General features: G+C 31.8%; 27 protein-coding genes and 1 other annotated feature. Of the genes, 25 read left to right on the forward strand and 2 right to left on the reverse strand.

The features are described 5' to 3' along the window. The first annotated feature begins 53 nt into the window (after positions 1–53). The 11 genes from KEC48_RS01465 (at position 54) to KEC48_RS01515 (ending at position 9,076) form a co-directional block, all read left to right on the forward strand. Entirely contained in the window at positions 54–782 is a 729-nt protein-coding gene (locus KEC48_RS01465) for a segregation/condensation protein A (RefSeq protein WP_087358442.1), read from the forward strand. Then, positions 782–1,348 (forward strand): SMC-Scp complex subunit ScpB, encoded by a 567-nt coding sequence (gene scpB, locus KEC48_RS01470; RefSeq protein ID WP_087358444.1) that lies wholly within the window; start codon positions 782–784, stop codon positions 1,346–1,348. The genes KEC48_RS01465 and scpB overlap by 1 nt, the downstream gene beginning before the upstream one ends. A 41-nt stretch (positions 1,349–1,389) precedes the next feature. After that, complete coding sequence (locus KEC48_RS01475) at positions 1,390–2,190, forward strand: metallophosphoesterase (protein WP_211963935.1); 801 nt, start codon at positions 1,390–1,392, stop codon at positions 2,188–2,190. 123 nt (positions 2,191–2,313) lie between these two features. After that, positions 2,314–2,754 carry a LytTR family DNA-binding domain-containing protein gene (locus tag KEC48_RS01480; RefSeq protein WP_211963942.1) on the forward strand — a complete coding sequence of 147 codons (441 nt, stop codon included), beginning with the start codon at positions 2,314–2,316 and terminating at the stop codon, positions 2,752–2,754. 9 nt (positions 2,755–2,763) lie between these two features. After that, entirely contained in the window at positions 2,764–3,186 is a 423-nt protein-coding gene (locus KEC48_RS01485; protein ID WP_211963944.1) for a DUF3021 family protein, read from the forward strand. After that, positions 3,173–4,072 (forward strand): ABC transporter ATP-binding protein, encoded by a 900-nt coding sequence (locus KEC48_RS01490; RefSeq protein WP_211963945.1) that lies wholly within the window; start codon positions 3,173–3,175, stop codon positions 4,070–4,072. The genes KEC48_RS01485 and KEC48_RS01490 overlap by 14 nt, the downstream gene beginning before the upstream one ends. A 5-nt stretch (positions 4,073–4,077) precedes the next feature. After that, positions 4,078–4,929, forward strand: coding sequence for an ABC transporter permease (locus tag KEC48_RS01495; protein ID WP_211963948.1), 852 nt, complete (start codon positions 4,078–4,080; stop codon positions 4,927–4,929). A 111-nt stretch (positions 4,930–5,040) separates the two neighbouring features. After that, on the forward strand, positions 5,041–6,762 hold the full coding sequence (locus KEC48_RS01500; protein ID WP_211963950.1) for an ABC transporter ATP-binding protein/permease: 1,722 nt from the start codon (positions 5,041–5,043) through the stop codon (positions 6,760–6,762). Further along, positions 6,755–8,404 (forward strand): ABC transporter ATP-binding protein, encoded by a 1,650-nt coding sequence (locus KEC48_RS01505; protein WP_211963951.1) that lies wholly within the window; start codon positions 6,755–6,757, stop codon positions 8,402–8,404. Before KEC48_RS01500 ends, KEC48_RS01505 begins: the two co-directional genes overlap by 8 nt. Then, positions 8,404–8,691 (forward strand): nitrous oxide-stimulated promoter family protein, encoded by a 288-nt coding sequence (locus KEC48_RS01510; protein ID WP_087243191.1) that lies wholly within the window; start codon positions 8,404–8,406, stop codon positions 8,689–8,691. Before KEC48_RS01505 ends, KEC48_RS01510 begins: the two co-directional genes overlap by 1 nt. Before the next feature lie 10 nt (positions 8,692–8,701). Continuing rightward, a complete protein-coding gene (locus KEC48_RS01515) occupies positions 8,702–9,076 on the forward strand; it encodes a YbaN family protein (protein WP_211963953.1) in 375 nt (124 codons plus the stop codon). A 33-nt stretch (positions 9,077–9,109) separates the two neighbouring features. Here KEC48_RS01515 and KEC48_RS01520 read toward each other — a convergent pair whose 3' ends face one another. Continuing rightward, positions 9,110–9,319, reverse strand: a complete 210-nt coding sequence (locus KEC48_RS01520) for a cold shock domain-containing protein (protein WP_211963955.1) — start codon at positions 9,317–9,319, stop codon at positions 9,110–9,112. A gap of 209 nt (positions 9,320–9,528) precedes the next feature. On the opposite strand from KEC48_RS01520, the gene KEC48_RS01525 reads away from it, so the two are divergent. The 14 genes from KEC48_RS01525 (at position 9,529) to KEC48_RS01590 (ending at position 22,567) form a co-directional block, all read left to right on the forward strand. Further along, a complete protein-coding gene (locus KEC48_RS01525) occupies positions 9,529–10,746 on the forward strand; it encodes an aminopeptidase (RefSeq protein WP_211963956.1) in 1,218 nt (405 codons plus the stop codon). A gap of 60 nt (positions 10,747–10,806) precedes the next feature. Further along, positions 10,807–12,396, forward strand: a complete 1,590-nt coding sequence (locus tag KEC48_RS01530) for a peptide chain release factor 3 (protein WP_087358454.1) — start codon at positions 10,807–10,809, stop codon at positions 12,394–12,396. A 75-nt stretch (positions 12,397–12,471) separates the two neighbouring features. Further along, positions 12,472–12,714, forward strand: a complete 243-nt coding sequence (locus tag KEC48_RS01535) for a hypothetical protein (RefSeq protein WP_211963958.1) — start codon at positions 12,472–12,474, stop codon at positions 12,712–12,714. 56 nt (positions 12,715–12,770) lie between these two features. Then, positions 12,771–14,714, forward strand: a complete 1,944-nt coding sequence (locus tag KEC48_RS01540; protein ID WP_211963960.1) for a hypothetical protein — start codon at positions 12,771–12,773, stop codon at positions 14,712–14,714. Between the two features lie 36 nt (positions 14,715–14,750). Beyond that, the gene (locus tag KEC48_RS01545; protein WP_211963961.1) at positions 14,751–15,869 is read left to right on the forward strand and encodes a glycerate kinase; all 1,119 of its coding nucleotides are present in this window, start codon (positions 14,751–14,753) and stop codon (positions 15,867–15,869) included. After that, positions 15,859–16,701 carry an RluA family pseudouridine synthase gene (locus KEC48_RS01550; protein ID WP_087358460.1) on the forward strand — a complete coding sequence of 281 codons (843 nt, stop codon included), beginning with the start codon at positions 15,859–15,861 and terminating at the stop codon, positions 16,699–16,701. Before KEC48_RS01545 ends, KEC48_RS01550 begins: the two co-directional genes overlap by 11 nt. A 59-nt stretch (positions 16,702–16,760) precedes the next feature. Further along, positions 16,761–16,881 (forward strand) — a sequence feature (ribosomal protein L20 leader region). A 15-nt stretch (positions 16,882–16,896) separates the two neighbouring features. Then, positions 16,897–17,436, forward strand: a complete 540-nt coding sequence (infC, locus tag KEC48_RS01555) for a translation initiation factor IF-3 (protein WP_087358462.1) — start codon at positions 16,897–16,899, stop codon at positions 17,434–17,436. A 17-nt stretch (positions 17,437–17,453) separates the two neighbouring features. Next, entirely contained in the window at positions 17,454–17,648 is a 195-nt protein-coding gene (gene rpmI, locus KEC48_RS01560; RefSeq protein ID WP_087243200.1) for a 50S ribosomal protein L35, read from the forward strand. Positions 17,649–17,666: 18 nt separating this feature from the next. Continuing rightward, entirely contained in the window at positions 17,667–18,026 is a 360-nt protein-coding gene (rplT, locus tag KEC48_RS01565; RefSeq protein WP_087358464.1) for a 50S ribosomal protein L20, read from the forward strand. A gap of 113 nt (positions 18,027–18,139) precedes the next feature. Then, a complete protein-coding gene (locus KEC48_RS01570; RefSeq protein WP_211963963.1) occupies positions 18,140–19,192 on the forward strand; it encodes a M42 family metallopeptidase in 1,053 nt (350 codons plus the stop codon). Further along, the gene (locus KEC48_RS01575; RefSeq protein WP_211963965.1) at positions 19,192–20,034 is read left to right on the forward strand and encodes a patatin family protein; all 843 of its coding nucleotides are present in this window, start codon (positions 19,192–19,194) and stop codon (positions 20,032–20,034) included. The genes KEC48_RS01570 and KEC48_RS01575 overlap by 1 nt, the downstream gene beginning before the upstream one ends. 112 nt (positions 20,035–20,146) lie before the next feature. Then, on the forward strand, positions 20,147–21,247 hold the full coding sequence (locus KEC48_RS01580) for a trypsin-like peptidase domain-containing protein (RefSeq protein WP_211963968.1): 1,101 nt from the start codon (positions 20,147–20,149) through the stop codon (positions 21,245–21,247). A 43-nt stretch (positions 21,248–21,290) separates the two neighbouring features. Further along, positions 21,291–22,154: a hypothetical protein gene (locus KEC48_RS01585; protein WP_211963971.1), complete on the forward strand. Its 864-nt coding sequence runs from the start codon at positions 21,291–21,293 to the stop codon at positions 22,152–22,154. Further along, on the forward strand, positions 22,154–22,567 hold the full coding sequence (locus KEC48_RS01590) for a hypothetical protein (protein WP_087358473.1): 414 nt from the start codon (positions 22,154–22,156) through the stop codon (positions 22,565–22,567). The genes KEC48_RS01585 and KEC48_RS01590 overlap by 1 nt, the downstream gene beginning before the upstream one ends. On the opposite strand, the gene sspI is transcribed toward KEC48_RS01590, so the two are convergent. After that, positions 22,562–22,753, reverse strand: a complete 192-nt coding sequence (sspI, locus tag KEC48_RS01595; RefSeq protein WP_211963974.1) for a small acid-soluble spore protein SspI — start codon at positions 22,751–22,753, stop codon at positions 22,562–22,564. The two genes, KEC48_RS01590 and sspI, sit on opposite strands and share 6 nt — an antisense overlap. Between the last annotated feature and the right edge of the window lie 35 nt (positions 22,754–22,788).

Below are 22,788 nucleotides of genomic sequence, written 5' to 3' on the forward strand. Positions count from 1 at the left end.
AAGTATTCTTACATATTTTATGTTATAATACATAAGTTAGTGGAGGTGAAAGCATGGCATATGAAGTTATTCTTGATGATTTTCAAGGTCCATTAGATTTATTGTTGCATCTAATTAAAGAAAAAGAAATGGATTTAGAAACTTTGGAGGTTTCAGTTATTACTGATCAATATCTTGCTTATATTGATCAAATGGATGCCAAGCAATTAGAAACAATGTCAGAATATTTAGTTATGGCAGCACAGCTAATTGAGATGAAAAGTAAAATGCTTTTACCAGCCCAAAAGATTGAATTAGAAGATGACTATCAGGAAGATCCAAGAGAACAATTAATCAAACGATTAATTGAATATAAAAAATATAAAGATGTCTTAGATGAATTTAAAGAAAAATATGAACAAAGACAATATATTCATACCAAAGCACCTGCTTTTATGGATGAATATGTTATTGATACAACTGATATGATTCCAGATCATTTAGAAGTTTATGATTTAATAAGAGCAATGCAAAAAATGTTTCAAAGAAAAGCATTACATGCTCCTTTAGAATCGAAAATTGCACGTGTTGAAATATCTATTGATGAACGCAGTGATCAAATTAGACAATATTTTCGTATACATAAAAATCAAAGAGTAAAATTAGAAGATTTGTTTGAAGAACCTACAAAAATCTTCTTTGTGATTACGTTTTTATCCATTCTTGTTTTAGTCAATAAAAATGAACTGATTATTGAACAGGAAGGTAACTTTGAAGATATATATTTAAAGGAGAGAACTTGATGGACAAAAATGAAATATTAAGTGTCATAGAAGGTATGTTGTTTTTATCAGGAGATGAAGGTATTACCATTAAACAAATAACTTCTGTTTTAAAACTTAATAAAAAAGAAGCAACACAATATATGGATGAATTAATTCAAATAGAAAATGAGAGAACTATTAAAGGATTTGAAATAGTGAATTTTGGTGGTGTTTATAAAATGACAACACTTGCCAAACATCATGAATATTATCAAAGAATGATAGAACAAAGTGAAAATACATTGTCTAATGCAGCCTTAGAAACATTAGCTATCATTGCCTATAATCAACCGATAACACGTGTCAGAATTGAAGAAATACGTGGTGTGGGTTGTGATGCAATGATTAGAAAACTAGCAGCTAAGGCTTTGATTAAAGAAGTTGGGAGAGAAGATACACCAGGAAAACCTATTTTATATGGTGTGACTGATGAATTTATGGATGCATTTTCATTGACTTCCTTAGATGAATTGCCTGAATTAAAAGAAATGAAGGAAGATTTTGATCAGGAAGATATTTTTAATACAAAATATACTGAAGAATAAGCACTCTAAGTGCTTTTTTGTTAAGATAAGGAGATGAATCTATGGCATATATTTATGCTGTTTCAGATATTCATGGAAGATATGATTTATTACAGGAAATTGTTCATACACATGTTGACTTTGATCAAGGAGATCAACTCATATTGTTAGGTGATTATGTTGATGGTGATCAATATGGAAATGCTTATTTGACTTTACAATACATATACAATCTCCAGCTAACCTATCCTCAACAGCTTATTGTTTTAAGAGGAAATCATGAAGAATGGTTATCATCTTATTTAAACGATAGACCAACGGATTTAATCATTTCCATTGATATTTCTTTTCATACGTTAGAAAGTTTTATGAGTGAAGAACAATTTGATTGTATCTATCAAAAAGCTTCTCTGCTTTATCATGACCGTTATTCTTTACTGCAGGAAATGTATAAACAATGTCAAAAATACATTGTACAAAAGCATGAAAGACTTGTTCAATGGTTAGAACAGTTGCCATATTATTATGAAACCAAGCATCAAATCTTTGTACATGCAGGTCTTAAAATTATACCAGAACAGCCTCAAATTTGGCAAAAAGTGTCAGATGTCAATCATTATCTCATGCAATCAACCCCATCAAAAGGGAAATTTTATAAAAAGGTTATTGCTGGACATATAGGTACACATCAGCTAGTGCAACAACCTGATTTTCATTACATATGTTGTTTTGGTGATTTTATTTATATAGATTCAACAGTTGTTCAAAGTCATTTTCTAAATGTCTTACAGATTGATATGCAAAAATTACAATATTTAGGAAAGATAAAAATAAATAATCAATGGATAAGTTATGATATTTGAAATGTAAGGTTATCAGTGATAGATAACCTTTTTTTGCATGTTAACGGGTAAAATAAGCATCTTAACGATATTGACTTGATTAAATAGATTTGGTTTGGGATAATCATTATGAGGAGGGACAATATGAAGATTGTATTTCATCAAAGCCATGAAAAACAGGAAACAGAGATTCATGTTTATTGTCATAAACCCTTAGATCAGGAAACCAAAGAAATCTGTAAATATTTACAATCATTTTCACAAACAATATTAGCTTATGATAAGCAACAAATTTATCATCTTTTACTCAAAGATATTTATTATATAGAATCTGTAGATGATAAGACATTTCTTTATACGAAAGATCATGTTTATCTTTCTAAAAATAAATTATATGAATTAGAAAATCTGTTAAAAAAGACTTCTTTTATAAGAATCAGTAAAAATACAATTATGAATATTCATTATTTAAAATCTGTCAAATCATTATTGGGTGGAAAAATGGAAGCAACTCTAATCAATCAAGAACATTTAATTATCAATCGTCATTATTTATCAGCATTTAAAAAGAAATTTGGATTATAGGAGGAAAATATGAAACAAAAAATAATTTTTTTTCTATTATGTGATTGTATTTCTTATACAATTTTATCATTTATAATGTTTATCTTATCTTCTTTTCCATCTCTCGTCATGTCGGGAAGTCATCAAGTTTATATGTCTTTTTTTATAGTGACAACGTTTATCGCATTTCTTATCACTCTCACTTCTTGTTTTGAATTTTCTTCTTTCTGGCAAGAATGTTTTACCCTTTTAATAGAAATTTTTCTTGTTGTATATGGAATAGGGGGAGGCATTTTTCATTGGTTTGAATGGAAATGGGTGTATTTAATTGAAGTCGCATTTATATGTGCTATTGTATTTTTTATCACTTATATACTGATATATTATCATGAGCAATATATTGCTAGAAAGATTAATCAAAAGATTGAGGATGAAAATCATGAAAATTATTGAAGTCAGTCATTTAAAGAAAGGGTATGATCAAGTTCGAGCTGTCAATGATGTGAGCTTTTATGTCAATGAAGGGGAGTTATTTGCTTTTTTAGGAAGTAATGGTGCTGGAAAAAGCACAACAATTCATATATTATGTACATTATTGAAACCAGACGATGGTCATGTCATTATTAAAAATTATCAATTGAATAAAGATGATATAAAAATAAAACAAGCCATAGGAATTGTGTTTCAAAATCATGTATTAGATGATTTATTAACGGTCAAAGAAAATCTTATTACAAGAGCGTCTTTGTATTATTCGTCTTATCAAGAAATGCATCAAGCTGTACAAAACGTGATGAAAGATTTGAATATTGAAAAATATGCAAATCGTTTATATGGAACATTGTCGGGTGGTCAAAAAAGATGCTGTGATATTGCCAGAGCTGTTATCCATCAGCCCCAAATCTTATTTTTAGATGAACCGACAACGGGCTTGGATCCTCAAAATAGAAAAAATGTCTGGGAAATCATCATGCAATTACAAAAGCAAAATCATATGACCATCTTTTTGACAACCCATTATATGGAAGAAACAAATCATGCCGATTATGTTGTGATTATGGATGAAGGAAAAATTGTTGCAAAAGGAACACCACTCCAATTAAAAAATCGTTATACGTATGAAAGATTTATTATTTATACTCAAGATCATTTTTTAAAGGATGATATAAAAACATGGTCTTATGAGATGGATATTTATGATGATTATGTTGTCATACATCTTCACCATACAATGGAAGCCTATCAAATTTTACAACAATGTCAAAACAAAAAGATTGATTTTGAAGTTATAAAAGGAACAATGGAAGATGTTTTTATTGCTGTTACAGGAAAGGGATGAGAAGCATGTTCATATTAACGACAAGAGTCATCAAACTTTTCTTTAGAGATCGTATAGCTGTTTTCTTTTCCTTTCTTTCATCATTTATTATCATTGTTTTATATATTGTCTTTTTAGGTCATACATATACATCTTCTATTCCACAAATTCAAGATGCATCACAATTAATGAATCAATGGGTGATGGCAGGTATTTTAGCTACATCTTCTGTTTCTACTACGATTGCGACCTTTAGTATTATGGTAGATGATCGTATCAAAACAATTGAAAAAGATTTCTTAGCTTCACCCATACATAGAAATAAAATCATGTTGAGTTATTATATTGCTGGACTTTTAGTGGGTTATTTGTTATCGCTGCTGACTTTTCTATTTGCACAAATCTATATTTTGTTAAATGGAGGAACATGGTTTCATTTTTCAACATTCATCAAAATACTTCTTGCTTTTATTATTATTGTTATTATGAATGGAAGTATGATGTTTTGCATCACATCTTTCTTTAAAAGTCATCATGCATTTTCTACTGCCATGACTCTTGTAGGTACATTGATTGGTTTTATGACAGGAATCTATATTCCTATAGGCTCATTACCTGTAAGTTTACAATGGGTGATTAAGCTTTTTCCTACATCACATGGAGCTGTATTATTAAGGCAAATTATGATGGAAACATCTTTATTAGAAACTTTTCAAAATATACCACACTCATTTTTAGAACATTTTAAAGAAAGTTTTGGAATTGTTTATTCTTTTGGTCAAGTGAGATTGACCCCATTATTTCATATCATTTATCTTTTTATATTTATTCTTCTTTTTTTAGGAATGGGAATTTATGTTATGAAAAGAATGCATTAACGACACCTTTATAGGTGTTTTTTTATGAAAATATTATTTGACTTATAAGTTACTCTATGCTAACATTTGGATACTTCGGTTAGATAAGACTAACAGAAAAGGAGAGTATTCATGTTTGACAAGAGATTATTAAAAGAAATGCCAAATGCAAAATCATATATATGGAAACAGGTATTTTGTCAATGGATAGCTTTATTGATGAATATTGTGTTGACGTTATTGATATGTGTTTTGTTTATACAGTTGTTTGATCAACAACTTTCCATAGAAAAAGTTGTTTTGATTTTACTTGTTATGATTGTATCTTTGATGATACGAGCTTATGTTTTAAAAAAGGCAACTTATTATTCTTTTAAAGGAGCAAGTCTTGTGAAAAAGACTTTAAGACAGCGTCTTTTTGAAAAAGTTTTAAGTTTAGGAAGTCATTATCAAGATCATGTTAGAACAAGTGAATTGGTTCAATTATCAGTAGAAGGTATTAATCAGTTAGAAACTTATTTTTCATTATATTTACCACAATTATTTTATAGTGTTTTAGCACCAGTCACATTATTTGTTTTGACAGCTTTCTTAGACTGGAAAAGTGCTTTGGTTTTATTTGTCTGTGTTCCATTGATTCCTGTTTCGATTATTTTCGTACAGAAGTTTGCCAAAAAACTGCTTTCTAAATATTGGAACAGCTATACAACACTAGGAGATAGTTTTTTAGAAAATCTTCAAGCACTCACAACATTAAAGATTTATCAAAGTGATGCCTATAAACAACAACAGATGAATCAGGAAGCAGAGAATTTTAGACGTATTACAATGCGTGTCTTGATTATGCAATTAAATAGTATCAGTATTATGGATATTGTTGCCTATGGAGGGGCAGGGTTAGGATGTTTTTTTGCGATTACACATTTTCAAAATCAGACTTTATCATTGTTTGGTGCATTGTTTATTGTTTTGATGTCTTTTGAGTTCTTTATTCCATTAAGACAGTTAGGCTCTTTCTTCCATATTGCGATGAATGGTATTGCTGCGAGTGATAAAATCTTTAAAATCTTAGATTTGCCTGTATCATCAGATGGTCAATATGATTTAGATGCTCCATTTGATATCAGACTTGAACATGTTTCTTTTCAATATGATGACAAAAGACCTATTTTAAAGGATGTATCTTTACATATTCAGTCACATCAATTTATTGGTATTGTTGGAGAAAGTGGTTCAGGAAAAAGTACAATAGCCAAGTTAATGATGGGCTATCACCGTTGTTTAGAAGGATATCTTTATATGGGTGATCATCAACGTAGTGACATTCGTGATGAGAGTTTTATGGAACATGTGATGTATGTGACACATGATCCTATGATATTGAAAGGAACGGTTAGAGAAAATCTAAATATGTTTTCACAATATTGTGATGAACAGTTATGGGATGTATTAAAGCAAGTGCGTTTAGATGGCTTTTTCCATGAACAAATGGGATTGGATACGCCATTATTAGAAAATGGAAGTAATTTATCTGGTGGACAAAAACAACGATTGAATCTTGCCAGAGCATTACTTAAAGACGTAGATGTCTATATTTTTGATGAGGCCACAAGTAATATTGATGTAGAGAGTGAAAATCATATTTTAAATGTCATTGAGACATTAACACAAACAAAAACGGTTATTTTCATTACCCATCGTTTACAAAGTGTGGTTCATTGTAATGAGATTTATGTGATGCAACAAGGGGCTTTGGTAGAACAGGGAACGCATCAAGAACTTATGCATCAAGAAGGCATTTATCATCATATGTATCAAAATCAACAGGAATTGGAGGTGTATAGCCATGAATAATGTACAAATGATATGGAAAATGTTAAAACTTGTCAAACCATTAACACTTCCAATGTTAGGAGCTGTTTTGTTAGGTGTTTTAGGTTTTCTTTGTGCGATTGGTATTCCCGTTATAGCGGTGATGGCTATTTTACAGACAACAGGGATGTATGCACACTTTCCTCTTTCATGGGTTTTAGGTATTTTGCTATGTTTGGCAATACTAAGAGGTGTACTTCATTATGGTGAACAGGCATTAAATCACTATATTGCGTTTAAACTTCTAGCGATTATACGTGATCATGTATACACGGCATTAAGACGTCTGGCACCAGCCAAATTGGATGGTAAAGACAAAGGCAACTTAATTTCTATTATTACCAATGATATTGAGTTACTTGAAGTTTTCTATGCTCATACGATTTCACCAGTTTTGATTGCTTTTTTCACATCCTTGATTTTATTGAAATTTTTTGCTCATATACATATATTCGCTATGATAATTGCTTTGATTGCTTATTTGATGATGGCTATTGTGATTCCCTTTTATGTCAATCACAAAGGGCAGGAGATAGGGCAAAAGAATCGTGATGCAATTGGTAATATGAGCAGTTTCCTATTAGAAAGCTATCGTGGTTTATCAACACTTTTGCAATATCATGCTGGAAACAAACGTCTTGAACAGATGAATGAGCGTAGTGATTGTATTGAAGATATGCAAGGACAGATGAAAAATATTGAAGCTACACAAGTTGTATGTTCACAATTGCTGATATCTATCTTTGCTTTCGTTATGTTTATCGTGATGTATATTTTCTATTTACAAAATCAAGTCAATGTTTATCATGTCATAACGGCAGTAGTACTGATGCTTTCAAGTTTTGGACCAGTGATGGCTTTGTCTAATCTGGCAAATAATTTACTTTCTACATTAAGCAGTGGTCGTCGTGTCATGGCCATTTTAGAAGAAAAGGAAGCTATCTGTGAAGTGACGGGACAACCCCATATATCATTTGATGATATCCACGTTGATGATGTGACGTTTGCTTATCAACAAGATGATCCTATTTTACAGAATCTTCATCTTCATTTTGATAAAGGAAAAGTGACAGGTATTATTGGAAAGAGTGGTAGTGGAAAATCGACTTTATTAAAGTTACTTATGCGTTTCTATGATCCTCTTCGTGGTGTGATCCAAATAGGTCAAACACCTTTAACAAATATCAATACATCTAATATGCGTCATATGTTTGCTTATGTGACACAGGAAACTGTGTTATTCCATGATTCGATTGAAAATAATATTAAAATCGCAAAATTGGATGCCACAAGTGATGAGATTCAAGCAGCCTGTCAAAAAGCCAGTCTGCATGATTGGATTATGTCCTTACCTGAGGGTTATCAGACACCTGTCAGTGAACTGGGGTCATCATTATCAGGAGGAGAAAGACAAAGAATTTCACTTGCAAGAGCATTTCTTAGCCAGGCAGAATGTATTTTATTGGATGAACCAACAAGTAATTTAGATGTTTTAAATGAAGGGATTATTTTAAAAGCATTACAAAATGAAAAAGAGAGAACCATTATTCTTGTTTCTCATCGTGAATCGACAATGAAAATTGTTAATCAAACAATCAAAATGGATCAGGGCAGGGTCAGCTAATGAATATTGAAAAGAAACGACAAAGAGAAATGAAAGTTGTGGCTTTGATGATTCATTTATATTGTTTACATCATGATGATATAGATGAAAAGACTTTAGTCAATTATGCTTTGAAGCGTATTGAAAAATGTCCCATGATGAAAGACAAAACATTTTGTAGTCAATGTCATATTCATTGTTATGAAAAGAATATGCAAAAGCAAATCAAAAAAGTTATGCGTTATAGTGGACCGAGAATGATTTTTTATCATCCTCTATTGGCTTTACGTCATGCTTTGAAAATTTAGGAGGAAACATATGCGTTATATATATTTACTTATTGGTATCATCAGTTTAGGCTTAGGGTGTGTAGGTATTCTCTTACCTATTTTACCTACGACTCCCTTTTTATTGTTAGCAGGATTCTGTTTTGCTCGTAGTTCTCATCGTATGTATCATTGGTTTGTATCATCAAAGTTATATCAAAAGCATCTTGATTCATTTGTCAAAAGACGTGCAATGACTTTAAAAACAAAAATCTGTATTTTAAGTTTTGCCAGTCTGATGTTAGCATTTCCTTTGTTTTTAACAGAAAATTTATTTTTAAAAATCTTTATTGTCAGTTTATATTGTTTTAAGTATTATTATTTTCTCTTTAAAATTGAAACGATTAAAATATCTCATGAAATATAAAAAGCACACCCTCAGATGTGCTTTTTATATGGTTTAATCACTAATAACTGTTACATTAGTAGCTTGAGGTCCTCTATCTCCTTCAACAATATCAAATTCAACAGTTTGACCTTCCTGTAAAGTTTTAAATCCTTCAGCGTTAATAGATGAGAAATGAACAAAGATATCTTTGTCATGCCCTTCCATTGTAATAAAACCATAACCCTTATCAGATTTAAACCATTTCACTTTACCTGTACTCATGTATGAAGTACCTCCTTAAAAGATTTCGCAAAAAACCAGTACTTCATTTTTAAACGACTAATAAATCTTTGCTGTGAAGAATAACTAATACTTTTAAAAATACGTGCTATGTTCCTTTGCTTTTTTATTATAACATAGACTTGATTGTGGTACAAGTTCTTGTTGACAATAGAGTAAAATAGGGTATCATTTGATTAGAGGTGGTTAAGATGTTAGAAAAATATGCTGAATTAATTATTAAGCAGGGTGTCAATTTACAAAAAGGACAGGAACTGTTAATTGAAGCTTCTATCGATAGTTATCCCTTAGTCCGTTTATTAACAAAACAGGCGTATGAAGTGGGAGCTAAAGATGTCATTGTGAACTATCGTGATGAAGTGGTGACACGTTTAAGATATGAAAACTGTGATCAAAAACATTTTGAAGCAGTTCCATCATATATTAAAGAGTTGAGAAATGGATATGCTGCAAGACATGTGGCGTTGATTTCAATTGAATCTGAAGATCCAGAAAATTTAAAGAATATTGACCCTTTAAAAATACAAACTTGGAGTAAAGCTGTCAGACAGGCTTGTCAGCCTTTTTATGATGCATTGGATTTAGGGATTAATCGCTGGTGTATTGTAGGTGCACCAAGTGTTGGATGGGCGAATAAGGTCTTTCCAGAAATGAGTGATAGTGAGGCTGTTGAGGCTTTATGGAAGGCTATTTTTAAAGTCACACGCTGTGATCAGGAAAATCCTATTGAAGCATGGGAAGAACATCGTCGTTCATTTGAAAGACGTGTTCAAATCTTAAATGAAAAGAAAATCAAATCTTTACATTATTTTAATAGCTTAGGAACAGATTTAACAATAGGAATGAATCCGGATTATGTTTTTGCTGGAGGAGGAAGCTATACCACAGATGGTATTTATTCTTTCCCTAATATCCCTACTGAAGAAATTTTTACGTCACCAGATTTTCATAATGTCAATGGTGTCGTTTATAGTTCATTACCTTTACACTATCAAGGACATATTGTTGATGAATTTTCTTTGACTTTTGAAAATGGACGTATTGTAGATTATCATGCTAAAGTAGGAGAAGATGTTTTAAAAAGCATTATTGAAACAGATGAAGGAAGTCATTATTTAGGTGAAGTGGCTTTAGTACCTTATGATTCTCCTATTCGTCAATTAAATCTGATTTTCTATAATACATTATTTGATGAAAATGCTTCTTGTCATTTGGCTATTGGTAAAGGATTTGGTGAATGTATTCATAATGGTTTAACCATGAATAAAGAAGAACTATATCAACGTGGTATTAATGATTCATTGACTCATGTTGATTTTATGATTGGGACAAAAGATTTATCTATTGAAGCGACATTAGAAGATGGATCAACATTGACTGTTTTTAAAAATGGGAACTTTGCATTTTAAAATTGACAAATATCCAGAATTTCTTTAATATGTTTTCTTGGAGATGTGAGGAGGATTGTCATGTCAGAATTGAAAGAAGAAGTACAAAAGCGTAGAACTTTTGCGATTATATCGCATCCAGATGCGGGAAAAACAACTTTAACAGAAAAATTCCTTCTTTATGGTGGTGCGATTCAAGAAGCCGGAATGGTCAAAGGGAAAAAACAATCTAAACATGCGGTGAGTGACTGGATGGAAATTGAAAAACAAAGAGGGATTTCTGTTACATCCTCTGTTTTACAATTTAATTATGATGGGTTCTGTATTAATATCTTGGATACACCGGGACATCAGGATTTCTCTGAAGATACTTATCGTACGTTAATGGCAGCAGATAGTGCAGTCATGGTCATAGATGGTTCTAAAGGGGTCGAAGATCAGACACGTAAATTATTTAAGGTTTGTGCCATGCGACATATTCCTATTTTTACATTTATTAATAAAATGGATCGAGAAGCGAAAGACCCCTATGAGTTAATGGAAGAAATTGAAAGAGAATTAGGTGTGGAAACATGTGCCATTAACTGGCCAATTGGTTGTGGTAAGGAATTTAAAGGTGTCTATGAACGCCAAAACAATGAAGTCATTCGTTTTATTCCTGTACAAGGTGGTAAAAAAGAAGTTGATGTTGAAATATGTGATGTTCAAGATGAATCTTTAAAAGAACAGCTAGGAGAAACATTATATCAACAATTACAAGATGATATTGAATTGTTGGATGGTGCAGGTGCTCAATTTGATCTTGAACGTGTGCGACATGGTGAATTATCACCTGTATGTTTTGGTTCGGCCTTAACAAATTTTGGAGTAGAACCTTTCTTAAAACACTTTTTAGAAATGACAACATCACCATTACCTCGTATGAGTAATATTGGCGAAATTGATCCGTTTTCAGAAGATTTTAGTGCCTTTGTTTTTAAGATTCAAGCGAATATGAATAAGGCACATCGTGACCGTATGGCTTTTATGCGTATTTGTTCAGGAAAGTTTACAAAAGGTATGGAAGTTTTCCATTATCAAGGGAATAAAAAAATCAAACTGAATCAATCTAAGCAATTAATGGCAGAAAACCGAGAAGAAGTAGAAGAAGCTTATTCGGGTGATATTATTGGTGTTTTTGATCCGGGTATCTTTTCAATTGGTGATACTTTATGTCCAGCAAAAAATAAATTTGCCTATGAAGGTATACCGACATTTGCCCCAGAACATTTTTCAATGATTCGTAATAAAGATACGATGAAACGTAAACAGTTTGTTAAGGGTGTTGAACAGATTGCTCAAGAAGGAGCCATTCAGATTTTTACTGAACTAGGTGGCGGTATGGAAGAAATCATTGTAGGCGTTGTTGGTGTTTTACAATTTGAAGTTTTATCATATCGTTTAAAGAATGAATATAATGTGGATATTATTAGTACACCACTGCCTTATCAATATATTCGCTGGATTAAAAATAAAGATGTTGATTTTAAAAAGTTAAATCTTTCTTCAGATACAAAAAAAGTACAAGATTTAAAAGGACAATATCTTTTATTGTTTTCTAATGAATGGGGTGTTCGTTGGGCAACTGATAAAAATCCTGATCTTGTTTTAGCTGAATTTTCACAGAATTAATGATACTCCTCGAGTATCATTTTTCTTTTTTAGCTATTTAAAAAGTGATAGAATACATTTAAGGAGGTGTCACCTGTGGCTAATGAAGGAAAGCGTTGTTATTGTCGATGTATTCAAGATATGCGTATGCAAATAGGCAAAGAAGAATTGACGATTTTTTATCACAACCAGATTTATGCATGTATGGTTCGCACAGGTGACAAGGAGGTTTCTTTTTATAAGATTTATGGGGAAGAATTTTCTTTAAGTTGCAGTGAAACAGAATTTAAGGAATATTTTCGTTTTGTCAAATATAAATCATCTGATGAGAAATTGTGATGTTTCTTTGTTTTTTATGAAAAATATGTTATGATGTCGTAGAAAGGGTGATGACTTTGTCAAAAAAGACTTTTGAAATTTCAAATATTCAATCCGTTGAAGAATTAAATCATTTAAGTTTAAAACTCAATGAAAAAGAACAAGTTTCGCATATTAAAGTCAATAAAGATAGTATTGTTTTTCATTGTCTTGATATTGATGCTTTATTAAGTTTAATCCAGAGTGTGAATAAAGACTTTGTTGTAAAAGAAGTGATTGATGGGAAAAAACGTGAATATGATTTTGCCAAAAAGAAAGAACGTCAATATTATTTCATGTTTAAAAATATGTTAACAGAAGATGATATTTATGTGCTGGTTGAAAGAATTGAAAAAGATCGTAGATATCATGATGTGCATTATGATGGACAAAATAAACTTTTATTATTGAAATCTAGTCAAAGAGATGTTTTAAGTCTGTTAAGAAAAGAATTATTTAAGATTAATCCATCGGTGGAGATTATTGAACATCACCGACCTATCCGTTCACAGGATGTTTTCAATCAAAAATTTCTTCAGATGTATATACGTATTGGTATTTTGTTCGTTGTTGTCGCTTTAGCATTAGTTACATCTAAAGATGATACAATTATGACACCTATTTTATGGTTAATCACAGTCATTTTATTAGGTATGCCTTTACTCAAAAAAGGATGGGGAGATCTTTTATCTAAGAAGTTTTTCAGTGAATCATTACTTGTTTTTATCGCTATGATTTTTGGTGTTATTTCTGGGGCATATATTGAAACATGTGTGGCTTTAATTGTCTATGAATTATCGACGCCATTTTTAAACAAAGTTCTGGAACGTTCATTGCATAAGATTGATAATGCTGTAGAAATGCCGGAAACTGGGATGCGTTATCAAGATGGACAAACAGAAAAGGTTTCATTATATGATGTTGAAATTGGTGATATTTTAATGATAAAACCGGGTGAAACAGTGTCTATTCCCGGAACGATTGATAAAGGTGTTTCAGCCATCAGTACTTATTCAAATACAAGTACATATGAACCGGTTGTAGTAAAAAAAGGCAGTCATGTCAGCAGTGGTGATGTCAATGTGGGTGAAAGTGAGCTTTATGTACAGGTTGATGAAACTTATGAAAGTTCTAATTATATGAATTTAATGAATATTGCCAGTGTAGCTCCTGTCTATGAATCAAAAACTGAAAAATATACAAAACGACTAGCAAAATTCTATACTCCAGTTATGGTTGCTTTAGGGCTGTTGTTAGGTATTGTTTTGCCACTCATTCAATTTGAAGAATATGGTTCTTATATTCATGTTGGAGCTGTTTTCCTTGTGATATCGGGAGCTTTATCAAGTGATCAGGCAACATCTTTAGGAATGCTGGCAGGTTTTGCAAAAGCTTTTCAAAATGGTATTATTGTTGAATCATCAATGGGGTTAGATTCTATTAATGCAGCACAGACGATTGTTTATGATCGTTTTGATGGTGTGGAAGTCACAAATGAGGAATTAAATCTTTTTAAGAAGCTTTCACATATGGGAAGAACACTTGTCATTTATAATGATGGACCTGTGGCATTGGAAGATGATCAGTATAAAATTTATAATGATTTAACAAATGTTCAAAAATTAGAAAAAATGGAATCTATGACAGCACCTGTTGTTTATATTGGAGATACTTTTAAAGATATTGAGCTTTTACAGAAAAGTTATGTTGGTATTTCTCGTGGAGGATTAGCTGATCCTAAAGTTGTTGAAAATAGTGATATTGTATTGATCGATGCTGATTTAAATAGGGTTTATGAAACATTTGTAATCGCAAGAAAGATGCGTACTATTGCGGTTGCAAATAATATTTTGACAGTTGTGGTGAAAGTCGCAATGCTTATTACAGCCTTAAGCTGGACGGTTGTCCCTTTATGGGCTATTGTATTGATTGAGATTTTATTAAAAGCTTTTGTTATGCGTAATTCAACATGTATTTTATAGAGTAGACATGTCTACTCTTTTTTTGGAGGTGAAATGATGAAATTTGTGATTGCTCCAGATTCTTTTAAAGAAAGTATGAGTGCTATCGAAGCCAGTTTACAAATTCAAGAGGCTATTCATGATTATGATGCCTCTTTTATCACTCAGTGTCTGCCTATGGCTGATGGAGGAGAAGGAACGCTTGAAACATTAATGAGCAGTTTATCGGGACAAATCAAGATGTATGAAGTGACCGGTGTCTGTTTTGAAAAACGCTCTGTACCTATAGCAATTATCAATGATTGTGCCATTATTGAATGTGCCAAGGTATGTGGTTTAGAATTACTGGATGAGCAACATAAAAATCCTTATCTTACAACAACTTATGGGTTGGGTGAATTAATTTTAAAAGCATTGGATTTATCGATGTCACGCATCATGATTTGTTTAGGAGGTAGTGCAACAAATGATGGAGGAATAGGATTGCTGATGGCTTTAGGTGTACAATTTTTAGATTGTCATCATCAGCCTGTCATACCAACAATGAAAGGTTTAAAAGATATTGAATATATTGATTGGTGTGGTTTGGATCAGCGATTAAAAGATGTTGAATTGATAGGTGTATGTGATGTGTCCAATCCTTTGTGTGGAAAACAGGGAGCAACTTATGTCTATGGACCACAAAAAGGATTGCATCTTGATGAATGTGAAAGCATTGATCAGGCTATGCAAAGATATGCTCAACTTATAGAAATATCTCAACCTAGCTACCAGTCATTTCCCGGTGCAGGAGCAGCCGGAGGACTGGGATATGCTTTGTTGTTATGTGGAGGACATTTAGAACGAGGTTTTGAAGTGGTTAGTCGTATTTCTAGGCTGGAAGATGCTATTGCATCATGTGATTGTGTCATCGTTGGTGAAGGAAAAATGGATTACCAGACACAATATGGAAAAACGCCTTATGGTGTTTTACAGATAGCTAAAAAATATCATAAAAAAGTTTATGCTTTTTGTGGACGTGTTGAAGATTTAGATGTCCTTCAATCATGGGGATTTGAAAATGTATGGTCTATTACTCCAACATCGATGCCCTTAGCTCAAGCTTTACAGAAAGGAAAAGAAAATTTAAAACAATGTGTTTTTACACATATGGAGGAAATGCTTCATGGAATATAAAGTCAATAATGATACAACATTACTTTCCTTTTTATTGGAACAGACATCTAAAAAGAGAAATGAATTAAAAAATCTTTTGAAATTTGAAAGAATTTATGTTGATGGACATATTCAAACACATTATGCATATCCTTTAAAGAAAGGACAAATCGTTTCGATAGGGAAAAAGAAGGCGGAATTACCTTTTCCTATTGTTTATGAAGATCAGGAAATCATAGTGATTGATAAGCCTTGTGGATTATTAAGTGAAGCAACGGATAAAGAGAGTCAAAAGACAGCTTATATGATTATCAAAACATATTTATCTAAGAAAAAAGAAAAAATCTTTCTTGTGCATCGTTTAGATCAATATACATCTGGTCTTTTAATGTTTGTGAAAAGTCAAAAACTTTATGATTTACTGACGCATCACTGGAATCAATATGTCAAAACAAGGGGATATGTGGCGATTGTAGAAGGACATATGAAAAAAACACACGGAACGATTGATAATTATTTATGTGAATCAAAAACACAGAATATTTATATTACGAATAAACGTCATGGCAAAAGAGCTATTACACATTATCGTGTGATTGCCTCATCATCACAATATAGTTTATTAGAAATCTATTTAGACACAGGACGTAAAAATCAGATTCGTGTGCATCTTTCTTCTTTGCATCATCCTATTGTCGGAGATGATAAATATGGAGCTTCATGTAATCCTATCAAAAGATTAGGCTTACATGCTCATGAGCTGATGTTTATTCATCCACTGACACAAAGAGAAATGCGTTTTGTATCACCAACTCCACAGGTTTTTGAAAGTTTATTTAAAAAGAGAAAATAAGAAAAATATGGTTGACAGATAAGAAAAAATACATTATGATATACAAGTAAATGAAAAGTAGTGGAAAGAAGAAGTGCCTACTTCTCGCCTGAGTGTTGATGACGCTAGGCTTATGTCACTAAGATGAATATCTTAATGTCAATTTGTGGGTACTTTATGTGCTCACTTTTTATTTCAACTACACATATATAGGAGGTGGCTATTATTAGCAAGTATAACAATCAATCAAATGACGATTTAGTGAATGAAAAGATTCGTTTCAAGGAAGTTCTTGTGATTGATCAAAATGGTGATCAGTTAGGGGTTATGTCACGTAATCAGGCTATTAATGTAGCTTATGATCAGGATTTGGATTTAGTCTGCGTAGCACCAAAAGCAAAAACACCTGTATGTCGTATTATGGACTATGGAAAATATCGTTTTGAACAGCAAAAGAAACAAAAAGAAATGAAGAAAAATTCTAAAACAGTATCTTTAAAAGAAACACAATTATCTCCAACAATTGATGTTCATGATAAGAATGTGAAATTAAAGAGAACATTAAAATGGTTGGAATCTGGTGATAAAGTAAAGATTGCAGTACGTTTTAGAGGAAGACAACTCGCTCATATTGATATTGGTCAAAAAATACTGGATGATTTCGTCGCTGAATGTGCAGATTATTGCGTTATTGAAAAACCTGCCAAATTAGAAGGGCGAACATTAACTGCTATATTAGCACCAAAGAAAAAATAACAGGAGGATATTGGATTATGCCAAAAATGAAATCTCATAGTGGACTTAAAAAACGTTTAAAAAGAACTGGTTCAGGAAAATATAAACGTGGACATGCGTATGTTTCACATTTATCTCATAACAAAACTCATAAACAGAAGAAACATTTAGCAAAAGCAACTTTAGTACACCCTTCAGATATGAAACGTATTAAATCAAGATTACAAGGGTAATGAATAGGAGGATAAAAAATGGCAAGAGTTAAAGGTGGATATACAACAAGACGTAGAAGAAAGAAAGTCTTAAAATTAGCCAAAGGATATTTTGGTTCTAAACATGCGTTATATAAAACAGCTCATGAACAAGTCATGAACTCTTTAGAATATGCATATAGAGATAGAAGAAATTTAAAACGTGAAATGAGAAGATTATGGATTGCACGTATTAATGCAGCTGCAAGAATGAATGATATTTCTTATTCAAAATTAATGCATGGTTTAAAATTAGCAAATGTTGATATTAACAGAAAAATGTTATCTGAAATCGCTATTGCTGATCCTGAAGGATTTACAGCAATCGTAGATACAGCTAAAAAAGCATTGGCTCAATAATGAAAGAGGGAAACCTCTTTTTTTTGTTTTTTTATGAAAATATAGGGAATAATTTTTAAGACCCTTGTGATGAAATCAAAAAGATGTATAATAGAGAAACAGGAGGTTTTCAAATGGTTGATATTGAAATGTTAAAGCAGTTGAGTTTAATCAATGGTGTATCTGGATATGAAAAGCATGTGACAAGATTCATGAAATCATATCTATTAGATATTGTAGATGAAATTCAATATGATGGTTTAGGAAGTATTATTGCTTTAAAAAGAGGAAAGATGCCTTTGAAAGTTTTATTGACTGCTCATGTTGATGAAATTGGATTTTTAGTGAAGAATATAGATGAACATGGATTTATACAAGTTCAGCCTGTAGGTGGATGGAATCCACGTTATTTACCATCATCTTTAATGAATATTGAAACACGTGATGGTCACAATATAAAAGGTGTCTTTGCTTGTAAACAACAGATTTCTAAAGAAAAGGCACTCACTATTGATGATATGTATTTAGATGTGGGGGCTATGTCTAAACAGGATGTTTTAGATATGGGAATTGGTAAAGGTGATCCTGTAACACCTGTATCACATTTTATACAAAATGGAAAATGTCTATTATCGAAAGCATGGGATGATCGTGTTGGGGTCGCTGTTTTGATGGAGGTTATGAAACGTCTATATAAAGAAAAGATTGATCCAATGCTTTATGTAGCAGGAACAGTACAGGAGGAAGTTGGACTGCGAGGAGCCAAAACAGTTGCTCAAATGATTCAACCTGATTTGGCTTTGGCAATTGATGTGACGTTTTCATATGACTTGCCTGGTGGAGAACAAAACGATGTTCGCTTAGGTCAAGGTGTAGCTTTATGTGTGATGGATGGCAGTGTCATTGCTCATACAGGTTTATTAAAACAGATTGAAGATATTTGTCAAAGACATCAGATTCGTTATCAGTTAGATATGGATTTGGCAGGTGGTACAGATTCTGGTGAATTAAGTAAAGCTGGTTCTGGTATTATGAATCTGACAGTTTCCATTCCAACACGTTATATGCATTCGCATTATACAATGGTTCATACTGATGATTTTGAGGCGACTGTTGAAATGCTTGTTGCTTTTTTAAAGGAATTTGATGAAAAAATGTATTTAGCAATGTTGGAGGATAAAAGATAATGGGAGCTTTAATTTTAGAAGGTGGAACTTTCCGTCCGATTTTTTCAAGTGGTGTGATGGATGCTTTAAATGATCATCATATTGATTTCCCTTATGTGATAGGTGTATCAGCTGGTATTACCGATGGTTTTTCTTATGTTTCTAAGCAGCCAAAACGTAATTATGATATCTTAATGAATCATCGTCATGACAAGCGTTATGTTGGTTTACGCAATTATATCAGTGATAAAAGTTTATTTGGTTTACGTTATGCTTATGAAACAATCCCTCAAGAGATTTATCCTTTTGACTGGGAAGCTTTTTTAAATAATCCAACTCAAATTAAAGTCGGTGTTACTAATGTGGAAACAGGAGAGTGTGAATATCTTGATGGAAAACAATTAGATAAACAATGTACAATGTTAAAAGCAACATGTGCGATTCCTTTTGCATTTCCAGTTATTTCTTTGAATGGTAAGAAATATTATGATGGTGGGATTTGTGATCCTATCCCTGTTAGAAAAGCACAACAGGATGGTCATGATAAAATGTTAATTGTTCTAACTAGACCAAAAGGTTATCAAAAAACATTATCAAAAGCAAATATTATTGCGAGTCGTTTATTGAAAAAGAAATATCCTCATCTGGTTCAACCACTATTGACAAGACATCTTTTATATAATGAAACATTGGCTTATTGTGAAGAATTAGAGAAGCAGGGACAGGCGATTATTTTAAGACCAAATGAAGCATTTCAGATTGATTCTTTTGAAAAAGATTTAAAAAAGATTGATCGTCTTTATCATTATGGATATCAATTGGCTTTAGAACATTTAGATGAAATTCAAAAGATTTTAGAATAGACATTATTTTGACATTTTCACACATTTTTAAAATAATATTAAGGTAATTGTATATTATGATAATCATATAAAAAGAAATCATCAAAGAAAGGAAAGATAAATGATGAAACATATGAATAAAAACAAGCTATTTAAAATCTTTGTTGTATTATTGTTGATTGTATCACTAGGTTGTAATGGATTTTTAATGTATAAAGTTTTAGGAGGAAATCAATCATCTGGATCTTCCAATTCAAATGCGACAGTGCAAAAGGTAAATTATGATGTTCAATCTGATCTAACAGAGGTCATTGAAAGTGCGAAAACATCTACAGTAGGTGTGGCAGTATATCAAAATAATCAATTGGCTGGTAGTGGTAGTGGTGTCATTTATAAGGTTGATGGAAAAACAGTTTATGTCATTACGAATCATCATGTCATTGAAAATGCTCAATCTATAGAGGTCATTTATTCTAATGGTGAATCTGTGAAGGCGGAATGCTTAGGTAGCGATGAATATGGTGATATCGCTGTATTAAAGATGACAGTTGATTTTGAAGTTTCTGCTTTTAAAGTAGGAGATTCAACTTTATTAGAGGCTGGAGAACCTGTTTTAGCTGTAGGAAGTCCATTAGGTATTGAATATGCGGGAACTGTCACACAGGGTATTGTTTCAGCTCCATCAAGAACTGTTTCTGTTGATTTGAATGATGATGGACGTGAAGACTGGGATATGAATGTTATTCAGACAGATGCGGCCATCAATCCAGGAAATAGTGGTGGTGCATTGGTCAATGCAGCTGGAGAACTGGTTGGTATTACTTCAATGAAATTAGCGTCAGAAGAAGTTGAGGGAATGGGCTTTGCGATTCCAATTAATGATGCTTTAAAGCTGGTAGAAGAAATTATTGACACAGGAAAAGTCAATCGACCAACAATTGGTATTTCAGCACTATCATTAGATAGCTATTCTTCATATGAACTGTATATGTATCGTATTCAGACAAATCTAAATAAAGGAATCTATGTCGCTGATGTGCAAAGTAATTCTCCTGCCAGCAAAGCAGGTATTCAAGCTGGAGATGTTATTACTCAATTTGATGGTAAAGATATCGAATCTTATAAAGATTTCTTAACACAGCTTTATTCTAAAAATCCTGGAGATACGGTGAAATTAACGATTAATCGTAACGGTTCGACATCTTCTGTCAATGTGACATTGGGTTCTTCTTAAGGAAAGACAAAAGTTCTTTCCTTTTTTTTGTAAAAACTATATAATGGGTGTTGGTGATGGTATGAATAAAGAAATCAAAAAACAACTTATCTTATCATTTGTTTTATTATCCTTTGTTGTAGCAACACTCTTTTTCTGGTATCAGAACTTTATATTCCATACTTATGGTGAAAAAGTTGATTACCAGTATTGTTTATATGCTCAAAATGAAGAATGGCAAATTGCAGGATATGAGTTTTATCAAAAAGGGAAAACACAAGGATATGGACATGCCCGTGTGACACCTTTACAACCTCAACTTTTAAAGAAAAATGATGAAATGACAGTGACACTTCATCTAAAAAATCATCAGCCTTTCATTCAAACAATAAAGATTCAAAATGATAATCAAGTTTTACTTTTAGAAAATCAGACAGGACAGAATATCTTTAGTGAAAAAGATCTTCAAAATGTTCAATTACAAATAGAAGTCAAACGTCAAAAGAAATCTATCTATAATCAAACATTATCTATGCAAAAACAAGATATCATGACATATACTTCAGCAAATAAAGATTATACATTAACCAATGTATATGTGACTGAAAATTGGTTAAAAACAGGAGTCTTTTCAAGTAAAGATACAAAACTTGCCCAAAAGTACCCGTATATGATTGTTGATTATATGTATTCTCATGAACAGAATAATGAAGTGAATATTAATGATTATGAAAGATTTGTTTATTTAAAAGGAAAAACAGAAGATTTTTTAAATGATCAGGTGGAAGGAATTGGATATTATGATGGTCAAGGATCATTATTTGATATGCAGTTATGTTGTGTAATAACATTAATGAAAAGTGAAGATGATCTCAATCCTTATACTTTTACATTGCCTCTAAATCCCATTCAAAAAGGAGAATCATGATGAAAGCGGGAAGAAAAGATAAAATGACGTTATATATGTTGAGAAATGCTTTTTCAACTTTATTGATTGCTTTTGTTTCTTTTATGATTTCTTTGATTTCGTATTATGAATGTTCATTTGTTGAAGCATTAAGGCGTTTATTTTTTGTGAATATTTATACAACATTATATTTTTTATTGTTGTGGCTATTGAATTATATGATTTTTGAAATATCAAAAATCATATTTGATACTTATGAAAATATTCTGACATATAAATTTATTCTTGTTTTATGCTTGGTTGCGATTATTTTGTTTTTTGTTCCAATGTTGGATTTATTTCAATGGAATTTTATTTTCTTATGTCTGTTTATTGCATTAAGACAAATAAAACAATTATATATTCATAAAAAAAGACCATCAAATGGTCTATAACAGTGTACTGAGATTTTGCAGGAATTTTTGTTTAGAAGTCGTATCTAATGAATTGTAATATTGTTCAAAGAGGACACCTAAACCAACAAGGATTGTTTCTTCTTTAGAGGCAATGCCCTCATCAATGGTTTCCTGCAACTGAGTAGGGGTGAACCCTTTGAGATTCATTAAAAGTGCTTCACGCATTTTTGATCAGTCCTTTCTTATATAATATGGGAGAA

It is taken from the genome of Clostridium sp. C1 (assembly GCF_018223625.1).
In the GTDB taxonomy this organism is placed as follows: Bacteria; Bacillota_I; Bacilli_A; order Erysipelotrichales; family Coprobacillaceae; genus Allocoprobacillus.